This window comes from Rhodococcus huquni (genome assembly GCF_055231055.1).
In genome coordinates, this window is sequence record NZ_JBUYWE010000002.1 from 612,990 (window position 1) to 623,705 (window position 10,716).

The 10,716-nt window shown below is 63.4% G+C and carries 12 protein-coding genes and 2 pseudogenes; 9 read left to right on the forward strand and 5 right to left on the reverse strand.

Features of this window, described 5'->3' with window-relative positions; all coding sequences use genetic code 11:
- Positions 1-24 precede the first annotated feature (24 nt).
- On the reverse strand, positions 25-657 hold the full coding sequence (locus ACZI8R_RS06445; protein WP_463378739.1) for a hypothetical protein: 633 nt from the start codon (positions 655-657) through the stop codon (positions 25-27).
- Between the two features lie 214 nt (positions 658-871).
- Between ACZI8R_RS06445 and ACZI8R_RS06450 the strand changes: the two genes are divergently transcribed.
- The 7 genes and pseudogenes from ACZI8R_RS06450 to ACZI8R_RS06480 all read left to right on the forward strand — a co-directional run bounded on the left by ACZI8R_RS06450 (position 872) and on the right by ACZI8R_RS06480 (position 6,225).
- Entirely contained in the window at positions 872-1,171 is a 300-nt protein-coding gene (locus ACZI8R_RS06450) for a hypothetical protein (protein ID WP_463378740.1), read from the forward strand.
- Positions 1,168-2,154, forward strand: coding sequence for a hypothetical protein (locus ACZI8R_RS06455; protein WP_463378741.1), 987 nt, complete (start codon positions 1,168-1,170; stop codon positions 2,152-2,154). Before ACZI8R_RS06450 ends, ACZI8R_RS06455 begins: the two co-directional genes overlap by 4 nt.
- A 60-nt stretch (positions 2,155-2,214) precedes the next feature.
- Positions 2,215-3,177 carry a hypothetical protein gene (locus ACZI8R_RS06460; RefSeq protein WP_463378742.1) on the forward strand — a complete coding sequence of 321 codons (963 nt, stop codon included), beginning with the start codon at positions 2,215-2,217 and terminating at the stop codon, positions 3,175-3,177.
- Positions 3,170-3,715: an LpqN/LpqT family lipoprotein gene (locus ACZI8R_RS06465; protein WP_463378743.1), complete on the forward strand. Its 546-nt coding sequence runs from the start codon at positions 3,170-3,172 to the stop codon at positions 3,713-3,715. The genes ACZI8R_RS06460 and ACZI8R_RS06465 overlap by 8 nt, the downstream gene beginning before the upstream one ends.
- A 101-nt stretch (positions 3,716-3,816) precedes the next feature.
- Complete coding sequence (locus ACZI8R_RS06470) at positions 3,817-4,623, forward strand: SDR family oxidoreductase (protein ID WP_463378744.1); 807 nt, start codon at positions 3,817-3,819, stop codon at positions 4,621-4,623.
- Positions 4,624-5,166: 543 nt separating this feature from the next.
- Positions 5,167-5,472, forward strand: a pseudogene (locus ACZI8R_RS06475) (transglycosylase family protein); the annotation flags it as partial.
- A gap of 21 nt (positions 5,473-5,493) precedes the next feature.
- Complete coding sequence (locus tag ACZI8R_RS06480; RefSeq protein WP_463378781.1) at positions 5,494-6,225, forward strand: M23 family metallopeptidase; 732 nt, start codon at positions 5,494-5,496, stop codon at positions 6,223-6,225.
- 60 nt (positions 6,226-6,285) lie between these two features.
- Here ACZI8R_RS06480 and ACZI8R_RS06485 read toward each other — a convergent pair whose 3' ends face one another.
- The 3 genes from ACZI8R_RS06485 to ACZI8R_RS06495 all read right to left on the reverse strand — a co-directional run bounded on the left by ACZI8R_RS06485 (position 6,286) and on the right by ACZI8R_RS06495 (position 8,160).
- Entirely contained in the window at positions 6,286-6,549 is a 264-nt protein-coding gene (locus ACZI8R_RS06485; RefSeq protein WP_463378745.1) for a hypothetical protein, read from the reverse strand.
- Between the two features lie 63 nt (positions 6,550-6,612).
- The gene (locus ACZI8R_RS06490) at positions 6,613-7,011 is read right to left on the reverse strand and encodes a very short patch repair endonuclease (protein ID WP_463378746.1); all 399 of its coding nucleotides are present in this window, start codon (positions 7,009-7,011) and stop codon (positions 6,613-6,615) included.
- Between the two features lie 3 nt (positions 7,012-7,014).
- Positions 7,015-8,160 (reverse strand): DNA cytosine methyltransferase, encoded by a 1,146-nt coding sequence (locus tag ACZI8R_RS06495; protein ID WP_463378782.1) that lies wholly within the window; start codon positions 8,158-8,160, stop codon positions 7,015-7,017.
- Positions 8,161-8,328: 168 nt separating this feature from the next.
- Here ACZI8R_RS06495 and ACZI8R_RS06500 point away from each other — a divergent pair, with 168 nt between their 5' ends.
- Complete coding sequence (locus ACZI8R_RS06500) at positions 8,329-9,909, forward strand: cation:proton antiporter (protein ID WP_463378747.1); 1,581 nt, start codon at positions 8,329-8,331, stop codon at positions 9,907-9,909.
- Between the two features lie 57 nt (positions 9,910-9,966).
- Complete coding sequence (locus ACZI8R_RS06505; RefSeq protein ID WP_463378748.1) at positions 9,967-10,554, forward strand: putative glycolipid-binding domain-containing protein; 588 nt, start codon at positions 9,967-9,969, stop codon at positions 10,552-10,554.
- A gap of 42 nt (positions 10,555-10,596) precedes the next feature.
- Here the strand turns inward: ACZI8R_RS06505 and ACZI8R_RS06510 are convergent.
- Positions 10,597-10,716, reverse strand: a pseudogene (locus ACZI8R_RS06510) (IS30 family transposase); the annotation flags it as partial.

A 10,716-nucleotide genomic window follows, 5' to 3' on the forward strand; every position in this document is an offset into this window, starting at 1 on the left:
CTTTCAGTCCGCCGGGAGGTCCGCTCATCGGGTCGCCGCCGTTCTGGTCAGTTCGGCGAGGTGCGCCTCGTAGCGTTCTTCTACCTCGTCATCGGAGAGATGGTCGTATCCGCCGATGGCGCGGTGACTCGGTCGAGATTCTCGCAACTGGTCTGCACAGGAAAGGATTTCGCCGACAATGGCATCGGTGTCTGCTTCGGCGACCCATTCGCTGGATACGGTTGCAGAGCGCACGGTTCCTCTGTCGGCGGTCAGAGTTACTGCGGGCACGTCCCAACGGTCGAGTTGCCGGCTCTTACCCACGAAGGTGCCAGAGTCGAAGAACGAAACTAGAAGGGCCCGATGCTCCTCCGTCGTACGGGCTTCCATCAACGAGAGAAGCCGTTCGCGTCGAGACGGAAACGAGCTGAGACGCTCGAGCTCGCCCGATTCTAGTGCAACGCGGTCGTGGCGCCAGAGAGCCTGAACATAGCCCTGAAAGATCGCGGCACCCATCTCGTGCGGTGAGACCTTGCGATCCCACTGGCTGTCCAGTCGGACATCGATCGGCAGGCGGTCGGTGTCGAGCGTCATCGTGACCACGGGTTGTTCACTGGTCAGGGTCGCGGACTGCGGCTGAGGCGGGGGATCGTCGTCTTGGAAATTTCCAAACGTCATCTCGGTCATAAAGCGTGTCATCCCCCCGGAAGTCCCCTGGCGCATAAGCAACCGATCTCGGCGGCTCGCCGGTGAGAAGGTAGCACGACGTCCCGAGTATCGCGGCTGGCAAGCCCAACCGTGTATATGGATAATTCGGCCCGCCCGATCGCCGCGCCCCGATGCCGCTGATACCGTCGTGACCGGTCAAATGTACTGATCTTGGGGGGCGGCTATGGCGTTGTTGGTAGATCCGGACAAGCTGAAAGAGTTCGCGGCGGCAACAGCGACTGTTGGTGGGGAAATCGCGGAGATGGACGCGACGACGCCGTTCGCCGAGTCCCAGGACGCTCTACCGGGAACGGACATGCCCGACGTGTGTATCGCGGCCTGCGATGCGAGCCTGCTCGCGCTGCAGAATCTGTGCAAGCGTGTGAGTGAAGTGGCGGAGATCGCGGTGGGGAACGCCAAGAAGTACAGGGTTACGGAAGACGACTTCGTCGGGATGCTGCATGCGATGGATGTAGCGCCATGACGGCGAACGTTCCGCAGGTCACTGCATGGAATCCGCATGCACTCAATACGACGGCTGATGGACTCGACGCCATGGGACGGAACCTCAACGAGCACTACCACGGTCTTGCCCAGGCTCAGGATTCCATCGCCGAGACGTGGGATGGCCCTGCTGCGAGTGCTGCCGCCGCGCGGGTGGTTCAAGAAGGATCACTGGGGAAGGGTGTGAGTGGTGCGTTCGCCGAGATTGGTACTCAGTTTCGTGCGGCGTCGGGGATGGTGGAAGGCGGAAGGCAACATTTGGTGGCTACGGTCGTAAACGCTCGCGGACGGGGCTTCACTGTTCACGACGACGGGGTTGTCGACCCCTCGGGAAAAATCAGCTGGTTAGCTATCGCTCCTCCTGCGACCCGAGAGGTCGCCAGAATTCAAATCGAGAAAGAGGCGGCGGAGCTCACCATTGCTGTCGTCGACGCGCTTCGTCAGGCGAACCAAGCGGCAACCGACGCAAGCGCTCTCATTAAAGGCGCCATCACGCAACTCGAGGATGCAGCCGCGAAAGCGGTCGCCGGCGACGTCGTGACAGTCGGAAACGACCAGTTCACCATGAACGCTGATATCCCCACTACTGCAGCTGCGTCGACGATCGGTGCCATGGCCGATGGTACAAAGCTTGGACTGATGAATGCCGCGGTCGGATCCGGAGACGATGTCGCCAAGAACATAGCTAGAGGATTGGGTCCATTCGGTGCGGCGATAGGTACGGTTCCCGCAATCATCGTCGACATCAACGGCGGCATGGATGCGGACAAGGCCATCGTGTCCGAAACAGCGGGCGCGGTCGCTGGTGGTGTCGGAGGATGGGCTGCAGGCGGACTGACTGGGGCCGCCGTCGGCTCTGTTGTGCCTGGCGCCGGGACCGCAGTGGGATTCGTAGTTGGCGTTGCGGCAGGTGGAGTTGCGTCGTGGTACACCTCCAAGAAGATCCAAGAGGCGTGGGACTGATACCAACCACTGTGCTGCCCAACCAGGCCAGCGTAAGCATCCGTAACGACTCGAGGACCGATGAACGAACCAAAAGATGCCCTGTCATATCCCGCCGAGGTGCCTGTAAAGCTCCGAGTCGAGTGGCCACAACGGTTGAGCTACCTTGCGGTTGCGGGGATTGTTGTGCTCGTTGCTGTAGTCGGGGTCGGTTTCCTCAATGTTGCGGACGGAATTCGGCAGGGAGATCTGTTGAAGACCGGTGAATCTGCGGTCTTCGCGTTGATGATGTTGATCCTTTCCGGAGTCGCCACCCGGCTCGCCGGGCTCCGTTGGATAAAGCTCTCCTCGCGAATTTCGGCCGTCGACAATGGCGCGGATATCGGCATAGCTGTCCCCGCAGGGCGTACGACTTCCGTCCTCGTCGCGATGCTCGCATGCTGCGCGGCGCTGGGAATCGGAGCCAGCGCTGCTTGGTTTTTGGGTATCGGCGAGTCGCTCCTGCCTGCCAGCCGTGACAACCAGGGCGGGGCCACCGTCATGGGGATCTTTGGTGGAGTGGCGCTTCTGTCCGTCATCTTCTTCCTTTTCTTCCGCTCTCCTGCCGTGCTGACATTGACACCGTCAGGGATCGCGCATCACGTACGCCGCTACCGGGGTTTCAGACGCACAGTGGTGGACGACTTTGCCGCCTGGTCTGATATCACCACGATCACGCCGGAAACGTATGTCGTGCATACCGCTCAATCCGATATTCATAATCCTCAGGTCCGCGTCACATATCGCGGATCCCTTTCATCTCAAGCAGATTCGGCGTTGGAGCAAGATTTTCTGGTCCAGGCGCATCTCATGGTTGCCGAACCGAACACGTTGTACTCGTTGATGGCATATATGCACGAACATCCGGAGGATCGCGAATTACTTGGCCGAGTGGATGCCACGGAACTACTGAGGCCCCCGCCGCTGCGGGAGCGATTCCGCGCGGCCCGCGAGGTGAAGAAGGCGAAGAAACTCGAGCGGTCCAGGACATCTTCGAATGCTTGACGGTGCGGAAGCGCACGGCCTACCGACTGTCGCCGAGTACCTCGAGGCCGCTGGGGTCATATGCGATCCCTGCATACCCGGATCGGGTGATCATTCGCTCGTGTCGATACCTGAACTACCCGGGTGGGAGCCGACACCTCCCGATCTGATTCCCAACGCATACCAGGTCCTTGTGAACCCATCGCACAGTGAACAGTCCTGGACTCCGAACGCCGTGCTGCTGCACGGGAGGCTCAGCGCGCACGTCGACGCGGACACACTGCTCGATCGTGCGCCGGCCGATTCTCGTAACCTGCCGTGCTGGCAGGAATACGCGGTATCGCGACGACCACACTGGGGGCATTCCTCGGCTTTCGTGCAGGGAAGCTATGTGGTGAATGATGTGGTTTTTGCCGCGACGAACCGCTACGTTCTCACCACGGATGGGTCATCCCAGTTCTTGACTCAACTCACGGTCACCATCATGCAAAAGCAGGCCGATGACCTCGACGTCGACGTTGTGGTTCTCAACTCCGCACTCGAGATCCAGACGAGTTGATGGCCGCCGCGGACACCGACGGGTCGGCGCGGGCGAAAAGTGACTGAGCTCGAACCCGGACTCTCCGGCCATATCTCGATCACGTACGTATGGTTGGTGCGGTGACAATTCTGGTGACTGGCGCAACTGGAAATATCGGCCGAATGGTCGTCGACCATCTGCTCGCTCGCCGTGCAACAGACGTGCGGGCCCTGACAAACAAACCCGACAAGGCGAAACTCCCCGATTCGGTCGAGGTCGCCAAGGGATATCTACGAGATCTCGACAGCCTTACCGGCGTATTCGACGGTGTCGAAGCCATGTACCTCGCCCCGACGCCCGAAACGACTGCCGACGTGTTGGCTCTCGCAAAGAAGGCCGGAGTTCAGCGGGTGGTCGATCTGTCCGGTGAACACGAGAGTCACTGGGGCGATGTGACACGGGCAGTGGAAGATTCAGGGATTTCGTGGACCCACCTGTGGCCCGACGAATTCATGGAGAACTCGGTCATGATTGCCGAGCAGATCAAGAATCACGGCGTAGTTCGTGAGGCGTTCCCGGATTCGGCGAGTCCACTGATCACGATGAACGACATCGCAGAGGTAGCCGCCGCCCTCCTCATCAGCGGTGAGCGCGTCGGGGAAGCGCTGTCGATCACAGGACCTGAGCCGATCAGCCGCCGCGATTTGGTGCAGCACATCGGCAACGCGTTGGGTTGCGAGATCGAGTTTCGACAGGTCTCGCCCGAGGAGGCGATCGAGGCCCTCACCCCCGCGATGGGTGACTATGCGCGTTGGTACGTGCAACTCAAAGAGGGAGACGGTGCGGGATATGTCGTGCCGGCCAACGATCTGGTCGAACAGATCACCGCCCGCCCGGCGACCGGTATCGACGAGTGGTTGCAGAAGAACGTAGACGAATTCCGCTGAGGAGCCTTCACGCGGCTCGATGAACGTGCATAACTGCACACAAATCCACTTCACAGGCGGGATCCCGCCCGCGAAGCGATCTTGTGTGCACTCAGGCACGTGCGGGCACCCCAAAAACCGTAACCGACCAGTCATGATGTACTTTTCGGCCGCAATGTCCACCGTAAAAGCGTGGCCCGCGCCACATTTTGCCCGTGTCAGTCATCACATAACGACTGTGTAACAGTTACGGCTGTGCTCTTGCTGTAAGCATCGTGACCTGCATAGGTGCTCCCACCAGGCAAAAAGAACATGTACGGTCGTCCAGAAAACCTCTCCGTGACCTATTCGTGATCTGTGCCTACGGTCGTTCACAGCCCGAAAGCTTCGGGTTCGAAAGACCCGAACAACGGAACCGAAACATCCGGACCTGCCATCTGCCAGATCCCGCCCCGCAGGCACCGGAATCCATACCCCGAGGGGCGGGAGCGAGAGCGAACAAGACCCAGGGCGCGTTTGGTGCACGGGCTTACTCGTAGGTGGGTGCGGAGAGGATCTACCCGAATGACCAGCTTCAACATCAAGCATGCCCTGGGCGCAGCCGCTACCGCGGGAGCGGTAGTTGCCCTCCCACTCGCCTTCGGTGGCGGAGTGGCCCAGGCTCAGTCCGGCCACGACTGGTCCGGCGTCGCAAACTGCGAGTCGTCCGGTAACTGGGCGGCCAACACCGGTAACGGCTTCTACGGCGGCCTGCAGTTCACGCAGAGCACCTGGAACGCCTTCGGCGGCCAGGGCAACGCCGCGAATGCCAGCCAGGACGAGCAGATCCGCGTTGCGGAGAACGTCCTCGCGGGTCAGGGCGTCGGGGCATGGCCGGTCTGCGGTCAGTACCTGACCAGCGGCACCACCGCCACCACCGATACCGCGCCTGCCACCGAGGCCGCTGCAGAGGCTCCGGCGGAAGCGCCCGCCCCGACCCAGGCCCCCGCCGAGGTCGGCAACTACATCGTCCAGCTCGGTGACACCCTGTCCGGCATCTCGCAGACCCAGGGCGCGTCGCTGCAGGACCTGATCACGCAGGTCACGAACGCCGACCTCATCTTCCCCGGCCAGACCCTGAACCTCGGCGGCGCCACCCAGGCACCGGCCCAGGCTCCTGTCGAGGAAGCACCCGCACCGCAGGCCGACGACGCATCCGCTCCGGCTCCGGCCGCGAACGGCACCGTCCAGCCCGTCGACGGAACCCTCACGTCCAGCTTCGGCAGCCGTTGGGGCGCCCAGCACGGTGGTCTCGACATCGCGGCGGACATCGGAACCCCGGTCGTCGCGACCGAGGGTGGCGAGGTCATCAGCGCGGGACCGGCCGACGGCTTCGGCCAGTGGGTTCGCATCCTGCACCCGGACGGCGCAACCTCGATCTACGGCCACATCAACGAGTTCCTCGTGAACGTGGGCCAGCAGGTCTCCGCCGGTCAGGAGATCGCGACGGTCGGCAACCTCGGCCAGTCCACCGGACCGCACCTGCACTTCGAACTGCACGATGCTGCCGGCAACAAGATCGATCCCGCCGGCTGGCTGGCAGAGAAGGGTGTTCTCCCCAACTGGTTGGACGCTTCTTCCTGATCCATCAGCGTGACGAAAAGGGCCCCGCGACCACGGTCGCGGGGCCCTTTTGCTTGCGCGCTATGGACTTTCGAAGGTGAAGATTCGGCAGCCTCGCATGTTCGCGGCCGATGTCACTTCTTCTGCCTGCGCCTGATGGTTCTGTTTCGACAGATTGTTCGCGACGGTCGCTTGGTCGTCACAGAAGCCTTGCATCGAAGAGTCGTCGGCCGGATTGCTGATGTATGTGTCGCTCTGTGCCGCACCCGCCATCGGCGAGAGAAACAACAAGGGCACGACTGCTGACATCGAGATGAGTGCGGCAGCCGCAACGTTGCGGATCATGATGCTCCTCCGGAGACGTTGCGAGCAGAGTATGGGTCACCCATTTTTCACCTACATCGGCGGTTACGCCAGGTGAGACTGTATTCGTGTGGCTGCTGTCACCGGGTCCTCGTGCTCCCAGACCCGAATCACCGTCCATCCGGACTCGGTGAGGCGTTCGTCCGTGTCGCGATCGCGGCGAACGTTCGCCGCAAGCTTCTCCGCCCACCATTCGGCATTGTTCTTCGGCCGCGTCGCGTGTTGCGGACAGCTGTGCCAGAAACAGCCGTCGACGTAGACGGCCACCTTCCGTTTCGGGAACACCAGATCGGCGCGACGACGAAGCCCACGCAACGGGGCCTTGTCCACGAAGTACCGGTACCCGCGGCGATGCAGTTCTCGCCGCAGCGCCATCTCCGGCGCGGTGTCGCGCCGTCGCTGGGCGGAGAGCCGCGCACTGGTGGCGGGATCGGTGGCCGGCATGGCCTACGCCGCCGCCTCCGGAAAGCCGCCCATCCGTGCGAGGTGACTCTCGACGTCGTCGATGAATCCCGGAGAGAACCGTAGATTTCCGGCCCGGGCCCGTTTGAGGAAACCCGCTGTGGCCCTTGCGGACAGCAGTCTCGAGTCTTCGAGGAATCCGCTCAGATCCTCGTACGGTTGCTGCACCGGCCAGGTGGACGTGTGGACGCGCACCGCCTGACGATCACGACCCCAGGCCGCCGTCGGCCAGGCGTCCCCTGGCACGAGTGGACTCTCGGTCTCGTCCGCGTAGGGGAGCGGATTGTCGATCCGGCCGCCCACCCAGGAGGCCATGCGAACGCTCACCGCATTGCCGACAAGCTTCCAGCGGTGGCTGTTTCGTAGGCCGGGCACATCGGCTGCGGGAGCGGTCCAGTCGGGATCGAAGCCTTGCAGACGCTCGGCGTCCACCAGTCCCGGTGTGACGATCTCGCCGGACGGCAGACGAACCGCCGGGGGACTCGCAATCCCCACCGACGAACCACCTTTCAAGGTGGGGACCGCATTGACTGCCCAGCCCAGCCCGCGCGTTCCCTCGGTCCAGTAGAAGCCGCACGGCACCTCGCGGAAGTCCTCGGCCGGCGGCTCGCCCGCGTTCTCACCGAACAGCACGGTTCGCGGATCCTCGGTCCGGGACGCCAGCATCAGCACTCGCTGGCGGCGCTGCGGCAGACCGAACGCGCGCGCATCGACGACGCGGTAGGCCCACATGTAGCCGAGGTCTTCGAGTGCGTGCGTGATGTGCCGCATCGCGGCGCCGCGTCCCAGTTGCAGCATGAACGGAACGTTCTCGATCAGCAGCCAGCGCGGCCCCTTCTGCCTTTTCACGAGACGAAAGACCTCGTCGACCAAACCCGAGCGGGCACCGGTGATGCCCGCGGTCCGGCCGGCTTGGGACAGGTCCTGGCAGGGGAACCCGGCAGCGACGAGTTCGATGTTCGCGGGCAGCGACCGCAGCGTCGTCACATCGGTGTGGAGGGGCACGTCGGCGAACCGATTCCGCAGGACCGCACCCGCTCCGGGGTCGATCTCGCAGAGCAGTTCGGTGTTCCAGCCGTGTCCGCGCAGGCCGAGTTCGAGCCCGCCGATGCCGGCGAACAAGCCCACCATGCTCCCGGTTGACGTCACGGCACCCCTTCTTCACGACCAGTTCGTCAGTGAACGTTACTCGAGAACCGATACCGCCCGGACCAACGACCTCCCCTTCGGGGACTGTGTGGAAAAATTCCGGCGGCGCAGCAGGGCTCGGTCCCTGCACAACGGGAGGGGATGCGTTCCATGGATCAGTTGATCGTGGTTGTCGGGCTCATGCTGGGGACGGTCTTGATCGTCGGTCTGGGCGATCGGTTCCATGCACCGTGGCCGGTGTTGTTGACGCTGGTGGCGGCCGGTGCCGCGTTCATTCCGGGCATCCCGCACGTTGCACTCGAGCCGGAATTGATCCTGCCGCTCTTCCTGCCACCTCTGCTGTGGGCGTTGGCGCGACGCACCTCCTGGTCGATGTTCCGGGATCGGTGGAAAACGATCGTGGTGCACTCGGTGGGCCTGGTGTTCGTCACCACAGCCGCGGTGGCGTGGTCGGCGTGGGCGCTCGTTCCGGGGATCACCGTTGCCGCAGCGATTGCCATCGGCGCCATGTGCGCACCACCCGACCCGGTTGCCGTCGAGGCGGTTGCGGAGCCGGTCGGCATCCCCAGGCGGATCGTGGGCGTGCTGCAGACCGAGGGGCTGTTCAACGATGCCGCCGCTCTGGTCGCCTTCCAGGCCGCCGTCGCCGCGACCATTGCGCAGCAAGATCTCGATTTCGGATTCGAGGTGCTGCACTTCCTCTACACCGCCGGGGCGGCCGTCGCGATCGGTCTGATCGTCGGTTGGCTGGGTACGGCCCTGGTGGTGCGGATCGTCGACATTCCAGGCCGCAGCGGGCTGACGTTGGTCATCCCGTTCGTCGTCTACTTGCTCGCCGAGGAAATCCACGCGTCCGGCGTGATCGCCGTCGTGGTGGCCGCAGTGCAGATGAGCGCTGCCGACTCGGAGATCGAGGCGGAGGACCGGTTGGCGAGCGCCTCGTTCTGGCACGTCGCAGAACTGCTCGTCACAGGTCTCGCCTTCGGCCTGGTCGGTCTGGAATTCCGCTACATCGTCGAGAACGCGGGCAGCGACCTCTGGACCATGGTGTTGCACGGAGTGATCATCGGCTTCGTTCTCGTGGGAGTGCGGGCGGCGTGGATGGGTCTCACCTGGCTGGCGGTGCGACGCAAGGAGGACAGTGGGTCCTCGGCTCCCCGGACGGCAGCCGAGGCGCTCGTCATGACGTGGTGTGGGATGCGCGGACTCGTGACGCTCGCGTTGGCCCTGAGTCTTCCTGCCGAGAACTTTCCGTGGCGATCCGAGGCAGTCGTCATCGCGGCCGTCGTTCTGGTGATGAGCATGATCATCCCTGGATTCACTCTGCCGTGGATGGTGAAGAAGCTCGGGGTGTCCGGGATGGCGGACGCCGAAGATGCCGAAGAACGTGCATTGGTGGAGCGGGCGCGGACCGCGGCCCTCGTCGTGATCACCGAGGCTCCCGGAGATCTCCCGCCCGAGTCGGTTGCGCACATCAAGGCGCTCTACCACCGGCTCGAGGAGGAATCGGCGCCGGGCATTCACACCAACGAGTACGCCGAACACGTCGAGCAACTCAAGCATCGACGTAGGGCCCTTCAGGACCTGCAGCGCGCCGCACTGTCCGCGGCTCAGGTGGAGGTTCTGGCTGCCCGCTCCGAGAAGGGGCAGGACCCGCAGGTGGTGGATCGCGTGCTGCAGCGACTCGACCGCCTGTCCACGGCCGGCAACACGCAGTCCTTCCACCACTGACGTCGGCGAACGCGGCCCACTGCCGCATTGCGGCCCGTTGTCGCTTACCGTAGATGGGTGAACTCGCCAGCGTCCGATGCCTCGACCTGGCCCGCCGTGCTGACCTGGCGGGCACACAATGCACCCCGCATGGAGTCGGCGCGGGTCCAACTCTCCGGCGACCGCATCAAGGCGGCCGGCCGCATCATCGGTGCGGAATGCTCCGAGCACCCCGCGTTCAGCGCGTCCTACGACCTCGTCACGGACGAGAACGGCGTCACCCGCCGTCTGTCTCTGCGCACATCCATGGCGGCAGGCGAACGACAGATGTCGATCAGCCGTGACGAAGAGGGCGTGTGGATGGTGGACAACGGGTCCCAGCATCAGCGGTCCACCTTCAACGGTGCGCTCGATGTGGACGTGGTCCTCAGCCCGCTGTTCAACACCCTTCCGATCAGGCGTTTCGACATGAACTCCACGTCCGAGGACATCGAGGTTCCCGTCGTGTACGTCAAACTGCTCGATCTCTCGGTCGAGGCGGCGAGCATCACCTACAGCAGCGGCTCGGACGGGATCCACGTGCTGTCACCGGTGTCGTCGTCTTCCGTGCGTATCGACGGCGACGGATTCGTCCTCGACTACCCGGGTCTCGCCGAGCGCATCTAGCTCCGCCTGTGAGCGGTTGACGAGTCCCTGGACTCGGTGGATTCACGCAGTCGTTGCAACAAGTAGTTCGTTGAGTTGTTCGGTTGGAGTGTTCCACAGGAGGGTTTTGCGGGGTCGCCCGTTGAGTTCGGCGGCGACCCGGTCTAGTTCATCGGCGGAGTG

Coding starts and splice junctions, on each gene's coding strand:
- ACZI8R_RS06445 (WP_463378739.1), bottom strand. CDS start 657: ATGACGTTTGGAAATTTCCAAGACGACGATCCCCCGCCTCAGCCGCAG.
- ACZI8R_RS06450 (WP_463378740.1), top strand. CDS start 872: ATGGCGTTGTTGGTAGATCCGGACAAGCTGAAAGAGTTCGCGGCGGCA.
- ACZI8R_RS06455 (WP_463378741.1), top strand. CDS start 1,168: ATGACGGCGAACGTTCCGCAGGTCACTGCATGGAATCCGCATGCACTC.
- ACZI8R_RS06460 (WP_463378742.1), top strand. CDS start 2,215: ATGAACGAACCAAAAGATGCCCTGTCATATCCCGCCGAGGTGCCTGTA.
- ACZI8R_RS06465 (WP_463378743.1), top strand. CDS start 3,170: ATGCTTGACGGTGCGGAAGCGCACGGCCTACCGACTGTCGCCGAGTAC.
- ACZI8R_RS06485 (WP_463378745.1), bottom strand. CDS start 6,549: ATGATCCGCAACGTTGCGGCTGCCGCACTCATCTCGATGTCAGCAGTC.
- ACZI8R_RS06490 (WP_463378746.1), bottom strand. CDS start 7,011: ATGCCGGCCACCGATCCCGCCACCAGTGCGCGGCTCTCCGCCCAGCGA.
- ACZI8R_RS06495 (WP_463378782.1), bottom strand. CDS start 8,160: ATGGTGGGCTTGTTCGCCGGCATCGGCGGGCTCGAACTCGGCCTGCGC.
- ACZI8R_RS06500 (WP_463378747.1), top strand. CDS start 8,329: ATGGATCAGTTGATCGTGGTTGTCGGGCTCATGCTGGGGACGGTCTTG.